The organism is Paenibacillus sp. GSMTC-2017, assembly GCF_016019935.1.
GTDB lineage: Bacteria > Bacillota > Bacilli > Paenibacillales > Paenibacillaceae > Pristimantibacillus.
The window spans coordinates 186,071-211,019 of the sequence record NZ_JAECMT010000007.1 but is presented as its reverse complement, the minus strand read 5'-3'; the positions used below and the strand labels follow the sequence as shown (position 1 = coordinate 211,019).

Here is a 24,949-nt window from a genome sequence, read left to right as displayed (position 1 = left end):
TATTTATAGTGTAGACAACGACCTGCCACCATGTCAATTTAGCACTCCGAAAATATAGTTTGCTCATAAGATGCAAACAACACCCCTTTCAGCTATGCTGCGGGGTGTCACTTGATCTTCTTGCTTGTATGCAATTCTCTACTTCGATTGTTTTACCGCTTCAACCGTAGATAATGCCGCATTCAAATCCGTGTATACGATATTTCCAACTACAATAGTGTGCGCCCATTGCGCTGCTTCTCGTGCTTTATCTACCGTATCGATTCCACCGCCATAAAATAACTGACCGTGCTCAACCTTATCACGCACACGCTTCAATATGTTCATGTCGCCAAATTTACCGCTATATTCGATGTAGATTACAGGAAGTCTCATAAGTCGATCAGCCATTTGGACGTATGAGATAACCCCTGCTTCGTCTAAATCAGTATGAGCCTCTGTCACCTTTGCTGCTGTCGCTTCTTCATTCAGAATAATATAACCTTGAGCAGCTGTTTCATCCCATGGAACGAATGAGCCAAATTCTCTCAGCCCTTCAATCTGCTTGCCGATAATCCATTCTGCCTTGTCCGTATTTAAAACAAGTGGTACAAAGTAACCGTCGAATCCCGGCACCGCACCTTCCAATGTAGTTACTTCTAGTGCACAATCCAGTTCGTATCTGCGAATACGAGCCATAAGATCGACAGTATTTTCAAAAGTAACCCCACTTGAACCACCTACTATAATAGCATCTGTACCGGAAGTACATAATGCATCAAGCATTTCGTCGGACAATTCCTTCTCAGGATCGAGTTTAAATGCATGTCTCCAATGTGAAAACCATGTGCTGCTCATCTATGTTCACGCCTCACTTTTTTGCCTGATAGAATATGACGTTCAACATTCGTGTCCTAAAAAAGACACAAGGACCGTACTTCTCTATGCTAAGGCAGGCTATGCGACGTGTCAAACCATCATTTTGGCAGGAGAAAAATGAATGATGAGGCTTATTTCTTTGATTTCTAATGTCGTTCCTCTAGCTCTAACTTAAAAGATTTATCATGTTGATTCGGTTCTTTGATTTGTTCTAAATAAAACAACGCTTCAGCAGGATTACCTTCATCTTCTGACTTGATGCCATGTGAGGCTAACCTAGCTAATGCACGAAGAGCGTATTCGTTATCACCCTCTTGTTTGTAAGCCTCAATTGCTTCATCATAGTTATGCTCTATTACAAATCGATCTCCTTTTAGAGCATCTTCCTCCGGCAGACTGAACATTGGTCTCATATTAACGGGACCATGAAGATAAGCTGCAGAGCTGGATAGTTTACGCCCATTAGCATCATAGGCATCCACTAGCCACACAAAATGGCCGCCTGGATAAACAGGTCCCAATATATTTTTCGGCCAGAAAGTAACGTTGCCTTTCCTATCTATGTTTTTGGGATCTTTGAAATTTCGGCTCCTTAACTCTTTAAGCGAATAAATTGCTTTTGTATTACGGTACTTATCCTCTGAAATCGTAGTAGTAGTCGAAATCGTTGATTGATTGTCTCCGTCCTTTGTAGTTATTGATGATATAAGTGAAAGATGGTAGTAATCCGCACCTTCATAAGGATTCCACTCAAATCGCAGCTCATCGCTCTCGATCGTCTCATAATTGATAGGGTATGTTGTCCGAACCTGCGGGACGAATTTAAAGTTAAATACTCCAGTCCTTTCATGGCTGGTACTCACTGTCTTAATTTCATTTTCCGTTAAATAATAACCATCTATTTGCTCAGGCTGTACGCCAACTCCGATATCATACTCTCCTGGTTCAATTCCGCTAAATTGATAGTTTCCTTTAATATCAGTGATCGTTATCGGGTAATGACCATATGGTGGGGAATGCCAACCCGTCTCATTTGATCGCTGAAGCATGACGTAAACATTTGCTGCCGGCTTATCTCCAATCTTCACATTCCCTGTAATAGAGGGTGTAACTTCTGGATCAACATGTCTAGATTCCAGTATTTTAGAGTATGCTAGCAGCTCGCTCCTCTGAATAAATTCATGCGGGCTTTGTTCAATAGCTTTAAGCAACTCCTGTGCTTTATCCCACTCTTGGCCCGACATATTTAATTTGGCTGCATCAAGTCTTAAACTGTTGACATAAGGAATCATAGGATACTCATTTATTAATGACTCTAACTGAGATCGTGCTGCCGCTCGTTTCTCCTTGGAAACAATTGTTCCCCCGGGGGCTGATACACTTCCAGAGGACATAATAAAAATACTATTATCCCCCCAGCCGATTTCTGCCGGAATAACTTCTTGCGCCCTTTGCATCACTGCTAGCACAACTTTATGGTCATCAGGAAACCACTTTAACAATGCCCCATAATGTCCCCCTTGATAAAGTACAGAAGGCAGAGACTTATATCCGATCCAACCAACGATTGCAAACAGTGTGAGTATTATAGCGAGAACTCCAACTTTAATTCGGATTATTATTCCCCCCTTACCATTAAGCATCGATTAATAAATGACACCAATAGTTAGTTGCTACTTACTTATAACGATGCCTTAAATCAACCAATGGTTGCATTAATCATAATGAATTTTCAACCTTAAATGAAATAGGAAATAGCTACATTCGAATTGAAAAAGCCGCCTCCTTCAGTTAACTGAAGAAGACGGCTTCACATTATTTCTTATTTACTAGTTGTCCACGCGTAACGCCGAGTTGGTTCGTTGCTTTCAGACTGCGCCATACTTGTGTTCCAGAAATACGACCATCAAGAGCATCTCTATATAGAGAAAGTACTTCTGTTACCTTTTCCGCTGATTCCTCAAGAAACTCGACACGGAAATGTGTAACACCCATCTCCACAAAGTTACGGATATACTCTGCTCCTGATTGCTCAACCGCGTTGTATACCGTATTACGACAGCCCTCATCTACTCGAACGGGATGAGACATTCCGATTCGATCTTGTAGCGATGCACGTTTCTCTTCACAAGGACGACCACAGTTCGTAAAGTTAGTTCCTTCACTCATGAACGTACAGTATACACAATGCTCAGTATGGAACATCGGCAAATGCTGATGAATAACAACTTCTAGCTTAGACGTATCTGAGCTTTCGAGTAGATCCACCATTTGACCGATATTGAGATCATACGAAGGTGTAATTAGATCTAAGCCAACTTCTGAAAACAGATTAACCGCTTTATGATTAGCTACATTAAGTGAGAAATCACCAATCAGTTTTGGGAATGGTTTGCCCGGGTTCGCTGTACGAGTACGCAAATAGTAGTAGAGCGCTCCCGTATTACGAATCAAAACTGCGTCTGGCTGCAACTTCAATATGTTAGCATGGTATCCATTTTCCCCAGGCATATGAATACGCGGTGTAGCAAGTGCTATTGGCTTGCCTGCTTTTTTCGCCGCTTCCACTGCTGCTGGGAATTGCTTAATAAATTCAAAGTCTGCATATATATAAGAAACATCAGCTGCGATTGCCGCTTCAACTTGGCTTAAGCTACGACATAGTGCAGTCAACTTAGCATCTTTACCACTACGTGGAATAGACTCACTCTTGCCGTTTTGCGCTGCATCAGCAAATGCATCTACCTTGTTTTTAATATACACAGGTGGCTTTGGACGTTCTCCTGCCAGTAATTCCACCGCTTCACGACGAATTCGATTAAGTTCGCGAATAGGTACAATTAAGTCGCCTTGTAAGAATACTTCTATTTTATCCAGTTGGTACACAGTACCCCCTAGACGTCCTAATTGATCCTCTAACAACTCAGCATCCATCGGTCGTTTCTGAGCTTGCTCAAGCAACAACTCAGAAGCAACTTCTACCGTTGTTCCTTTTTGAACATCCGTCCACCACGTGCGAAGTGGCTCACCAAGCGCACCCGTAACACGGATTTGCAGAGGGAATACGCGATATGGCTTCTCTGTTTCATAAGTCGCTCTCAGTTGTCTATCTAATGCCGGGTCGTTAGTCTTCCAAATCCGATCACCAACATTAACTTTGCGAAGGTCAACATCGTTACGCCCCGGAACTAGCTCAACAAGAGTTCCTTCTTGCGCTTCTCCTTCCATTTTGACGCCTTGACGACGAAGATCATAAATCCGGCCACCTTCTTCTTTTTTCGTCGGATCTCCAGCATCGAATACTATACCGTCGCCACGTTTAACCGGTGCATCAAGACGTAATGTTACTGCGTCGCGCATAATACGTTCAACTTTACCTAGATATACACCACGGCTTTTCGGGAATGTTCCATCAACCAATTGCTTATTGTCTATACCGTCAAGGAAACCATGTGTAAATCCACGTGAAAAGCTTTGTTGAAGCTCACGTACTTCTTCCTTAGAAGGTTTCGAGCGATCACCGTCAAAATATTTATCGATCTCGCGGCGGTACTTACTTACCACGTTCGCTACATACTCGGGACTCTTAAGACGTCCTTCGATTTTGAAAGAAGTTACTCCTGCTTCAATTAGTTCTGGCACAAGATCAATCGCAGCTAGATCCTTCGGAGAAAGAAGGTACGCTATGTCGCCCATCGGTTGATGTTCGCCATCTACCATCAAATCATATGGAAGTCTGCAAGCTTGTGCACATTCGCCACGATTGGCTGAACGTCCACCCCACATCTCGGAAGTTAAACATTGACCGGAATAGGAAACACAAAGTGCTCCATGAACAAACACTTCCATAGGAAGCTTCGCTTGTTCGCCAATCGTCCGAATTTGTTTTAAATTATTTTCACGACCTAGAACAACTCGCTCAAGATCATATGGTTTTGTAAATTCAACAGCTTCTGGCGAAGTAATCGTCATCTGTGTGGAACCGTGAATCGGGAAGTCTGGCGATAACTCACGAATGAGCTTAACCAAACCAAGATCCTGTACGATTACCGCATCGACACCTGCATCAATACTCATCTCGATCAATTTTTGTGCATCTCTAAGTTCATCTTCGAATACGAGAATATTAAAGGTTAAAAATCCTTTTACTCCGTACGTATGAAGAAACGACATTATTTCCGGCAACTCTTCGCTACGGAAGTTGTTTGCACGTGCACGCGCATTAAATTTTTCTACACCGAAGAAGATTGCATCTGCACCGTTGGCTACAGCAGCTCTCATACATTCCCAGTCACCTGCAGGAGCTAGCAATTCAATATCCGATCTTGTTAAAGCAGTTGTATTCATCTATTTTAATTCCTCTCATCGCTAGAGTTTAATCTCTTGCGCCGTTTCTAATTACGATCACTATCGTTTTTGCTCTATCTAGTTTAACAAAGAGGGACGTTCTATTCCACCACACATTGCTACCAGTTTATTATTCGTCGTTCTCTTTAGTCGACTTATTATGCGATTTTGTCAAATTGAACTTTCGACCATCTGTTTTATAAAGAGAAATGATATACTATTCTCGACAATTATTATAATCCAGTCATCGATAATGAAAGGTTGTGTTAAAGATGAAATTAGGCGTATTTAGCGTATTGTTCTCACATAAACCGTTTGAGGAAACTCTCGACTATATCGCATCAAAAGGGCTTGATGCTATTGAAATCGGAACTGGTGGATATCCAGGAAATGCCCATTGTGATCTTGACGCTCTACTTGCTGATGCTGGCAAGTTAACTTCGTTCAAGCAAGCAGTAGAGTCCCGTGGTTTAATAATTAGCGCACTAAGTTGCCACGGCAACCCACTTCATCCGCAGAAAGCAATCTCTACTGAGCACGACGAAATTATTCGTAAAACAATCGAACTTGCAAACCGTCTAGGAGTAGAGGTTGTAAATACGTTCTCCGGCTGTCCTGGCGATCATGAGGATGCTAAGTATCCAAATTGGCCAATCGCACCATGGCCGAACGATTTTCAAGAAATATTAACATGGCAATGGGAGCAAAAAATTATTCCGTATTGGTCAGAGATTGGTCATATTGCTGAAGCTAGTGGCGTGAAAATTGGTCTGGAACTACATGGCGGTTTTTCTGTGCATAGCCCCGCCACACTTCTTCGTCTTCGCGAAGCAGCAGGTAAATCAATTGGCGCAAATCTTGATCCAAGCCATATGTGGTGGCAAGGCATCGACCCCGTTCAAGCTGTTCATATTCTTGGACGCGCTGGTGCTATTCACCATTTCCACGCTAAAGATACAACGATCGACGCAATTAATGTGAACCATCATGGTGTAACTGATATGCAATCTTATTCGAAGATGCTAGATCGCGCTTGGCAATTCCGTACTGTTGGCTACGGACATGACCTCAAAGTTTGGGCAGACATCATTAGTGCTCTACGCCTAGTTGGCTATGACCATGTTGTTAGCATCGAACATGAGGATGGTCTCATGTCTGTGGATGAAGGTTTCACAAAAGCTGTTCAAAATCTTCAACAAGTATTAATTCGTGAACCACTCGGCGATATGTGGTGGGTATAGTATTTAATAATATATAAATAAAGCAAACGATTATTAATTGGGCACACGCAAAAAGTGTTGGGACAGGAGTAACAATCCTGCACCAACACTTTTTTCGCTTTTAGCATCATTTTTTTAAACAGGTACTATTCCATCCATAGGATTACTACTAATTGAACAGCTTGTTCTCTTTTTTTGTGAACTTAAGCGAGCCAAACTTTAAAGATCATAATGTAGTCGATGAACAAGAACAATCCGAGGGAAACAGCTGTGAATCCAATGGCAAATACATTTTTTCTCGGACGAGCTGTCACCAGTCTAACAAATCCGATTGCAATAATAACAGTAAAGGCAAGCATAAACCAATCAAATGGATCAATTACGCTTGCAGCCTTAGCTGCTTCTTCTGCCAAAAACATAAGGGGACCTCCTCATAATCACACGTAACCTAATATTAATCTATGTTAGCTTCTAGACGCTTCTGATGCAAGTCTCAAACGAAATTCGTAACAACTTTGTCACGATTTACAATATCTTTGACACTATCCTGTCCAAAAACTATTCTGTTTACTCGTTAGCACCTACCCCAACCTGTTCCAAATTACTATAGCGTTCCTTCGTACGGATAATATCTCTTTCCAATATAGGCTTTAAATATTTGCCCGTATAAGACTGCTCCACCTTAACGACTTGTTCTGGTGTTCCCGTCGCAACGATCATACCGCCACCATTTCCACCTTCTGGACCTAGATCGATCAGGTAGTCAGCTGTCTTAATAACATCTAAGTTATGTTCGATAACAAGTACGGACTCTCCTGAATCTACAAGACGGTGCAATACGGTTAACAATCGATCAATATCATGAACATGAAGACCTGTCGTAGGCTCGTCTAGTATATATAATGTCTTCCCTGTGCTACGTCTGTAAAGTTCAGCAGCAAGCTTAACCCTTTGTGCTTCGCCTCCAGAAAGTGTAGTAGCTGGCTGTCCTAGTTTCATATAACCAAGACCAACATCAAGCAGCGTCTGCACTTTTCGATGAATACGTGGAATGTTTTCGAAGAAGGAGCAACCATCTTCAATGGTCATCTCTAATACTTCAGCAACGTTTTTCCCTTTGTATTTCACTTCTAGCGTCTCACGATTATAACGTTTGCCTTTACAAATCTCGCAAGGCACATATACATCAGGCAAGAAGTGCATCTCGATCTTAATGATGCCGTCGCCACGGCACGCTTCGCAGCGCCCACCTTTTACATTAAAGCTGAATCTACCCTTCTTGTAACCACGAACTTTTGATTCATTCGTGTTAGCATATAGGTCGCGAATATCGTCGAACACACCTGTGTAGGTTGCTGGATTAGAGCGCGGTGTACGGCCGATGGGCGACTGGTCAATATCAATGACCTTTTCTAGATGTTCAACGCCACGAATTTCCTTATACTGTCCTGGCCTAACTTTCGTCGCTTTATTCAAATCCCGCGCGAGAGTCTTATATAAAATCTCATTGACGAAAGTCGACTTACCTGAACCCGATACACCTGTTACTGCTGTGAAAACGCCAAGTGGAATTTTTACATTCACATTACGCAAATTGTTTTCTTTAGCACCACGTACCTCAATCCATTTGTCTCCTGTCGAACGTCTGTTAAGCGGTACTTCAATAAACTTCCGTCCACTTAAATACTGGCCAGTGAGGGAAGCCTCGTCTCTCATCACTTCTTGAGGTGTTCCTTCTGCAATGACCATACCACCGTGAATACCTGCACCAGGACCAATATCAATAATATAATCAGCAGCCATCATCGTATCTTCGTCATGCTCAACAACGATAAGCGTATTACCTAAATTACGCATATGCTCCAACGTCTCAATAAGGCGATCATTATCCCGTTGATGTAGACCAATACTAGGCTCATCCAAAATATAAAGTACACCCATTAAGCTAGAGCCTATTTGGGTCGCGAGTCGTATACGCTGCGCTTCACCACCTGACAACGTTCCAGCTGCTCTGCTCAATGATAAATATTCTAAGCCAACATTAACTAAGAAACCAAGGCGGCTATTAATTTCTTTCAATATAAGGTTCGCAATCGTCATTTCCTTCTCCGTAAGTGACAATGAGCTGAAATAACGTTGAGCTTCACCAATGGAATAACCTGTAACATTCGAGATATTTTGTTCACCGATTGTTACAGCAAGACTTTCCTTACGGAGTCTTTGACCTTTACAACCTCCGCATGGTTTTGCACTCATATAGTTTTCGATATGTTCGCGCATCATATCAGATGCCGTTTCACGATAACGGCGCTCTAAGTTATGAACGATTCCTTCGAACGGCACAAAAGCTTCCTTCTTATGCCCAAAATCATTTTCATATAGGAAGCGAACTTTCTCCCCTCCAGTGCCATAATACAGTTTCTTCAGATGTTCTGCTGAAATTTCCGATAGAGGCACATCTTGAGCAATACCATAATGTTCGCATACTGCACTCAAAAATTGCGGGTAATAATTTGACGTACTTCCTGCCCATGCAAGGAACGCGCCCTCTGCAATGGTTTTGCTATTGTCCGGTACAAGTAGATCCGGATCAACAATCATCTTAGCTCCTAATCCATCGCAATCAGGACATGCGCCATAAGGGCTGTTGAATGAGAACATTCTTGGAGCTAGCTCCTCAATGCTGAATCCGCATTCTGGGCAGGCTAGATTGGAACTGAACAACAGTTCTTCTTGATCGATAATGTCCACAAGCACTCTACCATCTGAAAGATTAAGTGCTGTCTCCAAAGAGTCAGCAAGACGCGAATGAACATCCGATTTCACGACGATACGATCGATTACAACCTCGATACTATGCTTTTTATTTTTTTCTAGCTCGATCTTCTCACTGAGCTCTCTCAGCTCTCCATTTACACGTACACGAACATAACCCTGCTTCTGGATATCTGCGAGCAGCTTAGTATGCTCCCCTTTACGTCCTGAAATAAGCGGGGCTAAGATCTGAAGTTTGGTACGTTCAGGGTATTCCATAATCCGATCAACCATCTGTTCAACCGTTTGCGATGAAATTGCAATTCCATGCTCAGGGCAATGTGGTCTTCCCACACGTGCAAATAGCAACCGCAAATAATCGTAAATTTCGGTAACTGTACCTACCGTAGAACGAGGGTTACGGCTAGTCGTCTTTTGGTCAATAGAAATAGCAGGAGACAAGCCTTCAATAGAATCTACATCCGGCTTTTCCATTTGTCCTAGAAACTGTCTAGCATATGCACTAAGCGATTCTACATATCGTCTTTGGCCTTCTGCATAAATGGTGTCAAAAGCAAGTGATGACTTACCAGATCCGCTTAATCCCGTTAATACAACAAACTTATCACGAGGAATCGTTACATCTATATTTTTTAAGTTGTGGGCACGAGCGCCCTTTACAACTATTTTGTCACTAGCCATTACTTTCTCCTCCTACTATCCCATCTCGACCCGCAGCTCAAGCAGTGCATCTCGAAGCTCTGCTGCTCTCTCAAACTGCAAGTTTTTCGCTGCGTCCTTCATTTCTTTCTCTAAACGATCGATAAGCGTCTGGCGTTCCTTCTTCGATAACTTTCCACCGTCTGCGCCTGACAAGTAGTCCGCATTCTGCTCGGCAACTTTTGTCGCTTCGATGACATCATGTACACGTTTCTTAATCGTCTGTGGTTCTACGCCATGTTTCTCATTATAAGCAAGCTGAATGACTCTACGACGCTCAGTTTCTTTAAGCGCACGATCCATCGAATCAGTAATTTTGTCTGCGTACATAATAACGCGGCCTTCGCTATTACGTGCAGCGCGGCCTATCGTTTGAATGAGTGCCCGATCAGAACGAAGGAAGCCTTCCTTATCAGCATCCAGAATGGTGACAAGCGATACTTCTGGCAAATCCAATCCTTCCCTAAGTAAGTTAATACCTACGAGAACATGGAACACGCCAAGTCGCAGATCGCGCAATATTGCAAGCCGCTCTAGCGTCTTAATGTCAGAGTGCAAATATCTAACTTTAATGCCGACTTCCTTCAAATAGTCCGTTAGATCTTCCGACATCTTCTTCGTTAATGTAGTCACGAGTACACGCTCATCTTTAGAAATGCGGTCGCGAATTTCATTAAGCAAATCATCGATTTGTCCTTTGGATGGACGTACTTCAATAATAGGATCTATTAATCCGGTAGGTCGAATAATTTGTTCGATCATCGTTGGACAATGTTCAATTTCATATGGTCCTGGCGTTGCAGATACATATATAAGTTGCTTCGTTTTCTCTTCAAACTCCTCAAAACGAAGTGGCCGATTATCCATTGCCGACGGAAGACGGAAGCCATGATTAACCAACATCTCTTTACGGGCACGATCTCCGTTAAACATCGCTCTAATTTGCGGTAACGATACATGGGACTCATCGATAACTACAAGCATATCTTCTGGAAAATAATCTAGAAGCGTATATGGTGTAGCTCCACGCTCTCTAAAGGTAAGAGGACCGGAATAGTTCTCAATACCTGAGCAGAAACCCATCTCCGACATCATTTCCAGGTCATAGCGCGTACGCTGCTCTAGACGCTGCGCTTCAAGCAACTTACCGGCTTCTTTAAGCTCCGCAAGTCTTTCTTCAAGTTCACGTTCAATGTTGACGAGTGCTATCTTCATCGTCTCTTCTTTTGTTACAAAGTGGGAAGCAGGAAAAATGGCAATATGTTCTCTTTCTCCTATAATCTCGCCAGTCAATACATCTATTTCGGAAATACGCTCGATTTCGTCTCCGAACAACTCTATCCGCATAGCGCGCTCATTATTAGCTACAGGGAAAATCTCTACAATATCTCCCCTAACTCTAAACGTACCCCTCGTAAAGCTAATGTCATTGCGACTGTACTGAATATCAACGAGTTTATGTAGAATGTTGTCTCTGGACTTCTCCATACCGACTCGCAACGATAGAACAAGATCGCCGTACGCCTCAGGCGAGCCTAGACCATAAATACAGGATACACTTGCAACGATAATGACATCACGGCGATCGAACAACGCACTTGTAGCGGAATGCCGCAGCTTATCAATTTCATCATTAATGCTTGAATCTTTTTCTATAAATGTGTCACTGGATGGAATGTATGCTTCCGGTTGGAAGTAGTCGTAGTAGCTGACGAAATATTCAACAGCATTGTCGGGGAAAAAGGATTTAAACTCACTGCAAAGCTGTGCAGCTAGCGTCTTATTATGTGCAATAACAAGCGTTGGTCTGTTCAACTGCACGATAGCATTAGCGATCGTATAAGTCTTACCTGTTCCGGTTGCCCCTAGCAACGTTTGATGCCGGTTACCAGCCCGTACTCCCGCTACTAACTCCGCAATAGCTCTAGGTTGATCTCCTTGAGGTGTATAATCCGACTTTAATTCAAACACTTGTTTTCCCTGCACGGGTTCAGTCACTTCCGGTATCCCCCTAGCCATTTCATTATATTAATAGTATGGACAAATCCATTAATTTCAAGCGTCATAGGTTAAATGAGAATGTGTGTTCCCTTATATTATATCGGTTAACCTACATGGATGCAATGAATATCTAGTGCTTTTGTTTCCAGCTCTTGAACCATTTCTGTATATGTTCAGGTACTGACAACGCTAACTCTTCCCAAAATGATGCTTTTATTTGATCGTAATATAAGACCACCTTGTCATAATGTCCTAACTTATCGAGCAGTACAAGTACAATCAGCATTTCATCTTCATGAAATGGCTCTTTCGCTTGAATTCGTTCGTACAGCAACAATGCTTCTTCTAATCTCTTTTCCTTCAATAAATGCTGACCAAAAAAACGTGCATGATGAAGCCATAATTGCCGGAATCGTTCCCGTTCATTCTCCGCCCATACATAATCGTGATCATGTAAATAATCTGCTTCATATTCATTTAGTAATTGACCAAGCTTATCGTATTGCAGTGGTTCACGTTCCTTTGCTTCCAAAAGCCCCTTCTCCCAATCTTCTACATCAACCGTTACTCCTTCACCAATTTCAAGCATATAACTCTCCTGAATGCTAGCGTTAACGATTCTAACATCCATCTTCATCGCTAATAGACATTGCCTGATATGATAAATAGCTGTATACAACTGTGTCATTGCACGTTTCTTATCTACTTCAGGAGACAACAGCTCCATAATAGTCGATTTATGTATAGCAATTCCACGATGATGAAGTAAATAAGCAAACAGCTCTTGCGCTTTTGCCGTTCTCCACTTAGGGATCTCTGGAATACCGCCTGGCGATTGCATTCGTATCGTTTTAAAACAATGGATGACGGATTGTTGCTGCAGAGATTCAACTGTGCCCGCCATTACTGATGCTATCGATCTTCTTACATGCAGTCGTTCGATCGTCATTCTAATCCGCTCCGCAGTAAACGGCTTCAGCAAATAATCTATTGCATTTAGTTCAAAAGCCTTTACCGCATATTCGTCATGGGCCGTAACAAATACAATTGCGCTGTCCGGGCAATGCTCATGCAACCACTCAGCAGCTTCAAGTCCTGAAATTTCCGGCATTTGAATATCGAGGAAAACAGCATCTGGCCTCCATTCCTTTGCTTTCGAGAGACCATCTACGGCATGCTGAAAACTCATAACCTCAATTTCACTGTCCGATATACGTAGCATTTTCTCTAATTGTAGAAGCGCTAATCTCTCATCGTCTATTAACAATACTCTCATACATGTACACCCCATCCTATTTCCTTGCTGTAGTCGCTTAAACCTATAGACGATAAAAAGACATATTAGTTTCTTTTTACCTATAGGCCTACTTTTTTCCGACTTTAGTCATGAAATTGACGTATTTTTTTTCATTTGTTCAGAATTTGTCGAGAACACTTCTATATAATGATTAAATCTGCAAAAAAATGATAGAAAATAGGAGGCGCTATTAAAAGTGAAGAAAAAATCAATTGCTCTCATTGTATCGTTAATGCTTATTTTTCAGTATTTTAACTTCAATGGAGCTTTAAATCCAGCGCATGCAGCAACCGGAACCATTAAAGAAAATATTTTGTCCAGTATGAAGTTAACGACTCAGGCAGCACCTGACACCGTTATCGCTTCTGTCTATCAGACAGTCACTGAGACAGTCTATTATTCTAATCCCGATGTTCGAATTGATATAGGTGCTCAAAATATTTTGGTACTAGATTACGAATTCGAGATTCCTGACGGCCATAACTATACGAGCGGCGATACTTACATATTCACTCTACCAGATGCCTTGGTGCTCCATAGCGACATTAAAAATAAACCATTAGAGAGTGCTCCAGGCGAACCATCTATCGGTACATTACAAGCTGACAAAAACAGCAGACAAGTTACATTGACCTTCAACGAGCAAATTAAAGAAGGAGCAGGCGCTAAGGGGACACTGCATTTCTGGACCTACTTCACTCAAGCTAGCGTTAAGAACCAAACAGAAGTTCTGATTAATTTTGGGATTGGAGAAGATCTTAAAATTAAACTGAAGCCAACTTCTACAAACTCAAATCCAATGACCAAGTCAGGGAGTACAGACAAGTCTAAAAATCCAACAAAAATTACTTGGACTATCGATGTTAACAAAGATTTGAAACAAATAACGAATGCTACCCTTTCTGATAAAATGCCAGATGGTTTAGCTTATATCGACAATTCACTCAAGGTAAACAAACTTAATACGAGTTTGAATGGAAACACGACATTAGGTGAATCCGTTTATCCAAGCAGCGTTAGCGCTATTTTACCTTCAAATCCCGATTATTTGCTACAAGTCCAACTTGGTAATATCGATTCTGCATATCGAGTTTCGTTCGAAACGTCCATAACAGACTTTACTAAGAAAAGTTTCAGAAACGACGCTACATTTATCGGAGATAACGGTATATCGGCGGGAGCTAATGCAACTGTAAACCAAGATCGCGGAAAATTGCTAGAAGGTAAGTCAGTTACAAACTATACCCCACTTGATGAACATAAGATTGATTGGTTAATCAAATACAATTACGGCGAACAACCTATCGCGGGTAAAGTAATTACAGATCTATTCGACGGAAGACTAGACCTTATAGAGGAGTCTATTAAAATTGTTCCGGTAGAAGATGTTAACAACGATTGGAAAACCGGTACAGCTTTAGTTAAAGACACTGACTATACGATTAGCAAAGATGTCAGCGGAGTAACCGGAGTCGGTGACAAAAAAGGATTTATTTTAACATTTATTAAAAATTCAAGTTCTGCCTATAAAATCAGTTACCAGACAAAAGCAGCAGCTGACTATTATGTTGTAGATAGCTCGACTGTCTTGAATACAGTATCTTCCGAAGGCAGTAATAGTAGTGCGTCACATGAAATCTCACAACAATTTTTCCATAAAGGGTATACCGATCATAACTACGAAGCAAGAACAATTGATTGGGAAGTTAGAATCCAGAATGGTAACAAGTACGACCTAAGCAATATTGAACTGGACGATACCTTTGCGCCTAATGTTCTAAAACTAGTCCCAGGTTCAATCGTTGTTAAGCGTGATGGTGTAACCGTGACTGACTCTGTTTATACGATAGAATATAAGGGCGGCACTGAATCTACTATTGAAGGTTTTAAAATCAAATTCAAAGATAGCGGCAAATACGCTTATACGATTACTTATAAGACTCAATATGATTACGATGTTAATAAATATGTACTTAGTTCAGAACTTAAAAACACAGCCATCCTAAGCTGGGTTGTAGGTGGAAAACCTGATACTAAAACGAAGGAATCTATTGTTCCTCTAAACCAACAAACTGTAAACAATGGTTTTAAAAATGGTAGCTACGACGCAATAAGTAAGCAAATAACATGGAATATCGGCATTAACTACAATAGCAAAAAGATGAACAATGTTGTCGTAAAAGATGAGCTTACTTCCGTACAAAAGCTTGTTAACGAGTCTATTGAAGTAAAAGAAATGACTGTTAAACCTGGCGGAGGTCATGAACTAGGAAAAAAACTGACTCTAGATACTGACTACACTGTGGAAATCACTGAGGCAGCTGGCAAAACGACAATCACCGTGAAATTCACTTCAATTGATCGTCCTTATCATATTAGTTTCAAAACGGAACTAGAGGACGAATTTATTAATGACAAAACAATAACGAATACAGCTGTTCTATCAGCGACGGGTTTTGCTGCCAAGAACTTAGTAGGCTCTGTTGTCGTTAACCATGCAAATGAATATGTCTACAAAACAGGTAAACAAAATGCAGACGATATCTACATCGCTGACTGGTCCATTTGGATCAATCGTGGACAATCGACAGTGAACAACGCAAAAATCATTGACGTACCAAGTACGAAACAAATGGTTCCCCAAGAATCATTCACATTGTACGAAACAAATGTATTAGGCAATGGTACTGTACAAAAAGGTAAAGCTATCGATGCCAATTCAGGCGTATACAAGCTGGACTTCCTTTCAGTAAACGCACCTGACTTCGAAGCTCAGCTAACTACACTGTTTGGAGCTACTGATGCTGCAAAAATAATAACAAATATTAAAGCAGACAAAAATGCGGGAGAAGAGATCTTTGTTCTTTCTTTCCTAAAACAGATTAACAAACCGTATCTATTAGAATATCAGTCCGTTATCGATGCAAAACATAATGAAACAATCGAAAATAGCATAGCATTTATCGGAACTGGGGTAGCTCTAAAGAAGTCTGATAACGAAGTCAAAATTCAAGTTCAAATGTCTGGCGGCCGTGGAACAGGCGGTGCTTACCGTGGAAGCATCGACCTTACTAAAACAGAAGAGTCACTACCGTCAACTAAGCTTGCTGGTGCACAATTCAGATTAACGCATAATACAAATGCGAGCTTCCAAGCAATCACAAGAACAACTGATTCAAATGGTAAAATACAATTCAACAATTTGCCTTATGGTACTTATACATTGAAGGAGATTACTCCTCCAACTGGCTATTCTATCATTGGCAATGGAGAAACAACTGTAAAGATCAAATCTAGAACTGTTAATGCCGTATCTGTTGAAAACAAAAAAGTAGTGGTGCCGACTCCGACACCTGTTGTGCCGACTCCGACACCTGTTGTGCCGACTCCGACACCTGTTGTGCCGACTCCAACACCTGTTGTGCCGACTCCGACACCTGTTGTGCCGACTCCGACACCTGTTGTACCGACTCCATCGCCTGTTGTGCCGACTCCATCGCCAGTTGACCCGACTCCGTCGCCAGTTGACCCGACTCCGTCGCCAGTTGATCCGACACCGTCACCTGTTGTGCCAACTCCGTCACCTGTTGTGCCAACTCCGTCACCTGTTGTGCCAACTCCGTCACCTGTTGTGCCRACTCCGTCACCTGTTGTGCCGACTCCGTCACCTGTTGTGCCGACTCCGTCACCTGTTGTGCCGACTCCGTCACCTGTTGTGCCGACTCCGTCACCTGTTGTCGGAAAAGAAGATACAATCGTTGAAGGTGAAGTTGACGTTCCTAGAGGTGGTGTAACAGACGTAGGTAAAAAACCAGATAACGGTACTGTTACCGTTAAACCGGATGGAACATGGACATATAAACCCGATCCCGACTTTTCAGGTAAAGATTCATTTACTGTAATCGTAACGGATGAAGATGGGAACGAAGAAGAAATTTTGATTGAAATTGAAGTGGAAGAAGTTCCAGAAGGCAATATTGATACGACGCCTGACGTAGACAAGTTACCGAAAACAGGAGAGAGCAGCTACTTGCTCTTGTACCTGATTGGAACAGCGTTTATTGGTGGAGGTATTGTACTAAGATTGCGGAGAACTCGTAGAACGAATTAATAACATAATTAAGGCGCTGTCCTATCAGTAGAATAATCTACTGATAGGGCAGCGCCTTTTTAATGCTAACCTTGTATATTTTCCCCACTAGATTCCGATCTTCCTCTTCGGTTCGACGCCCTCATACCCCGTAACAACCCAAGCAATGATGCAGGTCCGCTTGCTGCATAATAATTCGCATGCTCATCAGGTGCTAGAATGACGCCTAGTTGATGATGGTCACCGGCATAACGTGCTTTCTGAGCAAACTTTAACTCTCCGTCGAAGTTGTAGATCTCCAATTTGCAAAAAGCTGAATTTTGCACCAGTGCTTCATAAAGGTCTTCTTTCGTACGCACACGTACGCCATTCACTTTATGCAGTATTTCACCTACCAATAGGCCCATAGCTTCGGCCGGCGTACCTGGTACAATTCCTAAAATTCGTAATCCACGTGAATCATGGACATATAACGGTGAACGGCTCGCCTCTGTCCTAAGACTATGCCAAACGATTGCTTCATGCAGTAGAAATGATGTAATAGCTGCTAATGGAAGTAGTATTGGTTGCCACCAAGCAACGATTGCCATAGCTAACAAAACAACACTATACATTAAAAGACTGTTAGCAGCATGTTTTGCTTTCGTTCGCGGCAACATGGAGCGAGTCATTTCTGTAAAACCAATGATCATCGGAAGTGCAACAATCGTCCATCCTTGCGTCCAATCACCACCAAATAATGGCGTCCAGGGCAAGGAATAGTCGGTTATTCCAGTTACTGATTCACTTGTGACTGGAGCAAGTAGAAATAACGGAATTGGCCAGAAACCTTGCAAAAGATAACCTCCGACGAGCTTACCACGTTTCCCTTCAAGAAATAAAGGTGTTGATAATTTGTCTCCTTGCGCACGAACAAGCAACGCCTCAGCAAGATGAAGCAGTGCGACTAGAAACAATAAACCTGCTGCATCTACACGTTCTAATGACATTGCTAATGTGCCGATCCAATCGGACCGATCGGCAAGCGGTGTGAAACCGAGTACCCATTGTAGAAGCGTGATAACGCCCGCACTATACGCAAAACATAAGTAACGAATTCTAATCAACATGAGTAGAGCTGCAATCGACCACAACCATAGTACCGCTGAAGAAGTAAGCGTCGTACCAACAAAAATACTTACAACTGATACCGAAACGCCTATGAACAACCCTGTAATAAGAGATTTAAGAACGAGCCCTTTCCAATCACGAAGTTTGACCGCAAACAACTGTCGTTCCATTCTCATCTGCCGGACATATTGCAAAATAATAAATAATACCGCTATATAATAAAAAGGTTGTGCCACCAGCTGCAAAGCAGCCTCTCCTAACAATTTCAGTATTGCCTGCACTGATTCCAAAGCGAACACTCCTTTGTTATGTCGCAACAAATTAAAAGGGCTGGCCTCGTTGCACGAAGCCAACCCTTTTAAGATTCGACATGGTCCCTTTATTTCCTGCCTACAAACTTAATCGCTTCATGTAGTTGAAGGTCATTTTCTTTATTTTGTATCCACTTAACGACCGATTTCTCCAACGTTTGAGCTGTTTTCGCATCAATCTCGCCAGTGGTAGGTAGACCATTTTCTGCTTGGAATTTTTGCACAGCTTCAACTGTTTCTGTACCGTAATAACCATCTTCACGTTTCGGCTCATAACCTAGCCCATGCAACATAATTTGAGCACTGCGGACTTGTTCACTTAAGCTGTCAGGCTTCAAAGTTTCTTTTAGCGTCAGCCTGGCTACAGTATAGAGATCAGGTGGCTCAACAAGCTGATTCGGCGTAATGCCCTCTTTGTGAATCCAGTTCCCTTTTGGCGTCAGCCATTTAGCTATTGTCATCTTCACTACACTTCCATCTCCAAGCTGCTTATTAAAGCTTACTTGAACAGTCCCTTTACCAAATGATTTCTCGCCAATTACGGTTGCACCTGCCTCTTCTTGAAGTGCTCCTGCTAATATTTCCGAAGCACTTGCACTCCCTTTATTAGTCAGTACCGCAATCGGATATGATTTCTGCTCGCCGCCCTTTGCAACCAACTTCTCTCGCACGCCTTTGCGATTTTCTGTCTGTACGACAGTTGAGCCTTCCTTCATCATCAACTCTGAAATATCAACGACAACAGGTAGAACTCCACCTGGGTTATTGCGAACATCTAGAACAAGACCTTTCATCCCTTGCCCTTCAAGCTTAATGAGTTCTTCTTTAAATCTCTTCGCCGTATTGAGTGAGAATTGACGAATTTCGATAATACCAACACCATCCGGCCTTAATGTTCCATATACCGTTTCTACATCGATGTCATCTCGTATAAGAACAAGCTGGATCGGTTCAGTGAACCCATTCCGCTGCACAACAATTTTTGCTTTTGTTCCTTTTGGCCCGCGAATTTTTGCTACTGCTTCCTGAAGGCTAAGTCCATCTAAACTTTGACCGTTAACAGAAATCAATACATCTTTCGATAACAACCCTGAACGTTCTGCTGGTGAGCCCTTAATCGGTGCGACTATAATAACTTTACCATTTTCCGTCGTCACCTCAGCACCAATACCAGTAAATGAACCTTCAATGGATTCAGAGAAATGTTGCGCAACATCCTTCTCCATATAGACGGAATAAGGATCTCCAAGTGCTCCCATCATACCGCTTACAGCACCATCTAATAGATCCTCGCGTTCCACATCTTCATAATAGTTCGCTTCAATTAGCTGTACTACCGCATTGAGCTTAGAAAGCTCGTCCGTGTTTAACCCTTTCCCATTTCCATCATCAGCAGCTGCTGAAACGACTGAAGAAACAGGACCCCTTTCATCATCTTTAATCCATTGATCAGCCAATGTCATCGTAACGAGTACGGAGGCGATCATCGTTAGCATTACAAACGCAAATACAGTACGTCCCTTAAAATACACCTCGGTACACCACCTTCATCAAAATCCAACCTTCAAGACCACAATAGTATATGACATGTAGAAGGAAATTATTTGCATCTAGTAGCCGAAAAGCTATTCATATGTTACACTGCTGCATTTACTTACGCTTAAATACTATCAAAATGAGTACAAGAAGGGCAGCCACATCATGATGGGCTGCCTCTTATATTGGTGCTGGTTTACTATTTTTTCTTTAAATAACCGCTTGGATTAACCGGTACTTGGTTTTTACGCACTTCAAAATGAAGATGCGGTCCTGTAGCCGTTCCAGTCATACCTACCTCAGCAATTTTTTGTCCTTTTTTGACGGTTTCACCTTCACTTACTAGTAGGCCGCCATGACGGATATGCGCATAAAGTGTCCATAATCCATTACCATGGTCAATAATGATCGCATTGCCGTATCCGCTCATTAATTGTGAAACGTTAACGTAACCAGCCTCAGCTGCGTAGATTGCAGTACCCGAAGGTGCTCCAAAATCTATTCCCGTGTGGGTATGTTTCTTCTTATAAATAGGATGAATTCGAGTTCCAAAACTGGATGTAACACCGTACTTACTGTCGATAGGCATGCCTAGTGTGCCACCAGTAAACGGGTTTTTAATCCGCTTTTTCTCTGCGTTTAGCTTGGACACTTTTGCAGCTAGAGCCATAAGTGCCGCTTCTTGCTCTTCACTTATATCGGATAATATCGTGATCTGAGTATCTAATTCCTTAATATTTGCGTTGTAGCTAGCAATCAGAACTTCCTTTTCGGATTCTTTCTTTACTAGCTCCTTCTGCTGCAACACAAGTTCCTCATACAATGTTTCAAGTTCCGCAAACTGTTTTTCGGTTTGCTTCTTTTTCTGTATAACTAGCTCTTTATCCTTTTTATGGGCTGCAAGCACTTCACGGTCTGCATTCAAAATTGTTTGGAGTGCATCGAAACGGTCTAAAAAGTCGGTAAAGCTAGAAGCACTTAACAATACATCCATATACGATACAAAACCATTTGTATACATGAGACGCATACGCGATTTAAGAAGTTCATCCCGCTCTACTACTCTTTTCTCAGCCTTATCAAGCTCGATACCTGTTTGAATAATCTCCTCGTGCTTTGCATCCTTTTCAGCTTGCTTCTTCGCCTTTTTTTCCGATAGGCTGCTTAGATCATCCATCAATTTTGTAAGTTCTTGTTGGATATCTTCTTTTTTTGTAGAAATTTCATCCTTCTTTTTTTCTGCGGATCTAGCTTCTTTTTCAGCATTAGCTTGCTTACGTTCTGATTCTCTCATTTCTTTTTTGGCTGCGGCTAAATCCCGCTCAATCTGTGAGAGGGATGAGGCCTCACTTCCGACAGGTTGGAATACAAACACGGCCAAAAGTGCAACCATCATAATCATTGAACATATCTTTTTCATTCCATCGCTCACCTACACTTTCAAATACTTGCGTACCGAAATCGTACTACCCCAAATGCCGATCACCGTACCAATAATCATAATCAACAACCCTGCTGTAAATCCTGCTTCTTTCATTGGAACCAACTTAATTAGCATGAGTGACAAGTCCATTTGTGTTAGCTTGATTATTTGTGAATAGCTAGTTAGTATCGCAATCGTTGTAAGAAGTGAGCTAATGATGCCGATTAAGGCGCCTTCAATAAAGAAAGGCCAACGAATAAACGCATTCGTAGCTCCAACTAGTTTCATGATGCCAATTTCTCTACGTCTTGCAATAATCGTCATCTTGATCGTATTCGAGATTAAGAACATAGCCGTTACAGCTAGTCCAATTACGACAATAAAACCGATGTTACGTACAGCATTTGTAATTTTAAATAACGATTCTACTGCCCCTTGACCGTACTTCACTTTGTAAATCGGATTTGTGCCATCTGCCTTATTAATTGCTTCAATTAGTGTCGCTACATTCGGAACCGTCTGCGGGTCATACACTTCAATGGTGTAAGAGAAAGGCAGCGGATTATTTTCGTTGTTATATCCTTCAAGCCAGTAGCCGTTTTCTTTACCCATCGCATCAGTTAAGATCTTAAGTCCTTCTTCTTTAGTAACAAATGTGACTTTGCTTATCTCTGGTATATTGCCTATTTTGTTTTGAAGCTCTACAGCTTTTTCCTTTGTTACCTCAGTTTGCAAATAAACACGAATTTGCACCTTGCTCTCGATCTGATCAGCCATAGAGTTAACATTCATCGCAAGGAGCACAAAAATTCCTAATACAAACAATGAAATAAAAATAGAACTCATCGAAGCAAATGACATCCAACCGTTACGAATAATGTTTTTGCTACCTTCACGCATGTGTCGGAGTAACGTACTAAACTTCATAGCCGTACTCCCCTCTTGCTTCATCACGCACAATTAAGCCACTCTCAATAGCAATTACACGTTTACGCATCGAGTTAACAATGTCTCTGTTGTGGGTAGCCATTACGATTGTCGAACCACGGAAGTTGATTTCTTCAAGCAAGTTCATAATCCCTTGCGATGTCTCTGGATCTAGATTTCCTGTCGGCTCGTCCGCTACAATGACCGACGGATTATTCACTATTGCCCGGGCAATCGACACCCTTTGTTGCTCTCCGCCAGATAACTGTGATGGGAGGCTGTTATGTTTGTGCTGCAATCCGACAAGCTCAAGCACTTCCATCGTCCGTTTCTTAATCACTCTCTTAGGAGCCTCGATAACCTCCATAGCAAATGCGACATTTTCATAAACAGTCAACTTCGGTAGCAGTCTGAAATCTTGAAAGATAACCCCAATATTTCTTCTTACATAAGGGATCTTGCGTGGTTTCAGCTTACCGATATTAAAGCCGTTTACTGAAAGCTGTCCTTTGGTCGGAACCTCTTCCCGGTAGATTAGTTTCATAAAAGTCGATTTCCCTGCGCCTGAAGGGCCGACGATATATACAAATTCGTTTCGATCTATGCGTACCGAAACACCGCGAAGTGCATGTGTGCCGTCGGCGTAAGTTTTCCAAATATCGTACATTTCTATCACGTCATCACATCCTGTATGTAGTCAATTCTAGTATTTCGACAGCTTGCGGCTAATTCCTTCAACAGTGGCGCCGTTTCTTGTTTTTTCACAATTCTCATTATCGTCGCAAATGTCGAATTTTCTTCATTTTTTAAATGATGCAAAATCATTGGAACTCCTGCATATAGATGTAGAACTGTCTATTTACTCGGGAAGGGTGTCTATCACAATGAAGAAATTTCGATTCACGATCACCATCATTCTTTCAGTTTTAATACTTCTTTTAGCAATCGGTATGACTTTAATTTGGCGCTATTCTAATCAGGATAGCGTTCCTGAAGGTGTTCATACGGGAGTCGTTGCACTTGGGGGGATGTCCATCGATCAGGCAATTGATTTCATTGATAAGTACGAGCGTTCACTACTAGCAAGAAAAATTACAGTAGTAGCCAATCAAGTAGCTAACGACAAAAAAAGTTGGGATGTTACTGAGCTTGGTTATCGAGCAGAGTTTGTAGGAGCACGCGAGGGATTGCTTAAGCTTAGAGAAGGAAGTCTATGGGATCGCGCCTTATATCGGTATAAGTTTTCACAAAGCTACACGCTATCGCAGAGCTGGGACCAAGAGGCGTTAGATGCTGCCCTGCGGGAGCAGTGGGGCTGGATCGAAAAGAATGAGTCCAAAAATGCTAGGCGCTTCATTTCGGACACGGATGAAGTTCAATATGAGGCACACTCCGATGCTTACCGCCTAGATATTGACGGGCTACTTAGTAACGTGAATGGATGGATTCTTTTGCAGGAAAAAGCAATTGGCCGCACACTTACTAATGAGGATAAGTTGTTTCATTCCCCACTTCCAATAAAAGTTATTCAACCTGAAATTACTTTGGAGAAGTTGAAAGCAGAGGGAATTGATCGAAAAATTATTTCGTACACAACCTCATTCGCAACAAGTGCAGAAGGACGCGCACATAATGTAACGGTTACAGCAGAAACATTGCACGACTGGTATTTAGCGCCGGGTGAGACGTTCTCATACAGTAAACTAATTGCCGAGGCGGAGAAGCGTCATACGTACAAAGAAGCTCCTGTTATTTTGAACGGGAAGTTTGTGCCAGGAATCGGAGGCGGAATTTGCCAAGTATCCAGTACATTATATCAAGCAGTTCTTCGCTCTGGGCTTGATATCGTTTCACGTCGCAACCACTCTCTGCCTGTTGCTTATATGCCTGTAGGGCAAGATGCGACATACGCAACAGATACAATCGACTTCAAGTTCCGTAACAATACGGGCAAAGCAATCCTTATTCGAACAGAAGTTAAGAATCGTAAGTTGACCGTCAAATTGTTCGGATCAAAACCAGCTAATGAGCACTACGACATTGAATCCATAACGCTAGAGACGATACCGTCGAAGACGCAACAGGTCGTTAACGCTGAGCTTCCTGTAGGTAAAAGTGTCATTGTAGAGAAAGGAAAACCTGGCTTTATCGTAGAAACGTTCCGCACGCTTATTCGCGATGGCATTTCAGTATCGCGCGAACGCGTCTCCAAAGATACCTATCGAGCGCAACCTACTATTATCGAGGTAGGGCCGGACTCACTTCATGCTACTCCTGCACCACCTGCGAATCCAACACCAACTGATGGTATAGTGGAAGATGGCATTTAAGCGGATTTTTATGTAGAGCGGAGGG

At 42.1% G+C, this 24,949-nt stretch carries 15 protein-coding genes; 3 read left to right on the top strand and 12 right to left on the bottom strand.

Annotated elements, in window-relative coordinates; genetic code table 11:
• Window positions 1-138 precede the first annotated feature (138 nt).
• The 3 genes from I6N90_RS22975 to I6N90_RS22965 form a co-directional block, all read right to left on the bottom strand.
• On the bottom strand, window positions 139-837 hold the full coding sequence (locus I6N90_RS22975) for a heptaprenylglyceryl phosphate synthase (protein WP_197938092.1): 699 nt from the start codon (window positions 835-837) through the stop codon (window positions 139-141).
• 167 nt (window positions 838-1,004) lie between these two features.
• Window positions 1,005-2,501 carry a carboxypeptidase-like regulatory domain-containing protein gene (locus I6N90_RS22970; RefSeq protein ID WP_197938091.1) on the bottom strand — a complete coding sequence of 499 codons (1,497 nt, stop codon included), beginning with the start codon at window positions 2,499-2,501 and terminating at the stop codon, window positions 1,005-1,007.
• A 172-nt stretch (window positions 2,502-2,673) separates the two neighbouring features.
• The gene (locus I6N90_RS22965) at window positions 2,674-5,205 is read right to left on the bottom strand and encodes a DUF3656 domain-containing U32 family peptidase (protein WP_197938090.1); all 2,532 of its coding nucleotides are present in this window, start codon (window positions 5,203-5,205) and stop codon (window positions 2,674-2,676) included.
• A gap of 272 nt (window positions 5,206-5,477) precedes the next feature.
• On the opposite strand from I6N90_RS22965, the gene I6N90_RS22960 reads away from it, so the two are divergent.
• Window positions 5,478-6,446, top strand: a complete 969-nt coding sequence (locus I6N90_RS22960; protein ID WP_197938088.1) for a sugar phosphate isomerase/epimerase family protein — start codon at window positions 5,478-5,480, stop codon at window positions 6,444-6,446.
• Window positions 6,447-6,628: 182 nt separating this feature from the next.
• Here I6N90_RS22960 and I6N90_RS22955 read toward each other — a convergent pair whose 3' ends face one another.
• The 4 genes from I6N90_RS22955 to I6N90_RS22940 form a co-directional block, all read right to left on the bottom strand.
• Window positions 6,629-6,844 carry a hypothetical protein gene (locus I6N90_RS22955; RefSeq protein WP_197938086.1) on the bottom strand — a complete coding sequence of 72 codons (216 nt, stop codon included), beginning with the start codon at window positions 6,842-6,844 and terminating at the stop codon, window positions 6,629-6,631.
• A 148-nt stretch (window positions 6,845-6,992) separates the two neighbouring features.
• Window positions 6,993-9,881, bottom strand: a complete 2,889-nt coding sequence (uvrA, locus tag I6N90_RS22950) for an excinuclease ABC subunit UvrA (RefSeq protein ID WP_197938085.1) — start codon at window positions 9,879-9,881, stop codon at window positions 6,993-6,995.
• Between the two features lie 15 nt (window positions 9,882-9,896).
• Window positions 9,897-11,897, bottom strand: coding sequence for an excinuclease ABC subunit UvrB (uvrB, locus tag I6N90_RS22945; RefSeq protein ID WP_442950983.1), 2,001 nt, complete (start codon window positions 11,895-11,897; stop codon window positions 9,897-9,899).
• 133 nt (window positions 11,898-12,030) lie between these two features.
• Window positions 12,031-13,176, bottom strand: coding sequence for a response regulator (locus I6N90_RS22940; RefSeq protein ID WP_197938083.1), 1,146 nt, complete (start codon window positions 13,174-13,176; stop codon window positions 12,031-12,033).
• A gap of 217 nt (window positions 13,177-13,393) precedes the next feature.
• Here I6N90_RS22940 and I6N90_RS22935 point away from each other — a divergent pair, with 217 nt between their 5' ends.
• Window positions 13,394-17,308, top strand: a complete 3,915-nt coding sequence (locus tag I6N90_RS22935) for a collagen binding domain-containing protein (protein ID WP_197938082.1) — start codon at window positions 13,394-13,396, stop codon at window positions 17,306-17,308.
• Window positions 17,309-17,373: 65 nt separating this feature from the next.
• Here the strand turns inward: I6N90_RS22935 and I6N90_RS22930 are convergent, their stop codons facing one another.
• The 5 genes from I6N90_RS22930 to ftsE form a co-directional block, all read right to left on the bottom strand.
• Window positions 17,374-18,678: a PDZ domain-containing protein gene (locus I6N90_RS22930; RefSeq protein ID WP_332262504.1), complete on the bottom strand. Its 1,305-nt coding sequence runs from the start codon at window positions 18,676-18,678 to the stop codon at window positions 17,374-17,376.
• 98 nt (window positions 18,679-18,776) lie between these two features.
• On the bottom strand, window positions 18,777-20,240 hold the full coding sequence (locus I6N90_RS22925; RefSeq protein ID WP_332262503.1) for a S41 family peptidase: 1,464 nt from the start codon (window positions 20,238-20,240) through the stop codon (window positions 18,777-18,779).
• A gap of 203 nt (window positions 20,241-20,443) precedes the next feature.
• Complete coding sequence (locus I6N90_RS22920) at window positions 20,444-21,664, bottom strand: murein hydrolase activator EnvC family protein (RefSeq protein ID WP_197938080.1); 1,221 nt, start codon at window positions 21,662-21,664, stop codon at window positions 20,444-20,446.
• A gap of 12 nt (window positions 21,665-21,676) precedes the next feature.
• Window positions 21,677-22,594 (bottom strand): permease-like cell division protein FtsX, encoded by a 918-nt coding sequence (ftsX, locus tag I6N90_RS22915; protein WP_197938079.1) that lies wholly within the window; start codon window positions 22,592-22,594, stop codon window positions 21,677-21,679.
• Entirely contained in the window at window positions 22,584-23,270 is a 687-nt protein-coding gene (gene ftsE, locus I6N90_RS22910; RefSeq protein ID WP_197938078.1) for a cell division ATP-binding protein FtsE, read from the bottom strand. The genes ftsX and ftsE overlap by 11 nt, the downstream gene beginning before the upstream one ends.
• 208 nt (window positions 23,271-23,478) lie before the next feature.
• Between ftsE and I6N90_RS22905 the strand changes: the two genes are divergently transcribed.
• Entirely contained in the window at window positions 23,479-24,924 is a 1,446-nt protein-coding gene (locus tag I6N90_RS22905; protein ID WP_197938077.1) for a VanW family protein, read from the top strand.
• The last annotated feature ends 25 nt before the right edge of the window (window positions 24,925-24,949 follow it).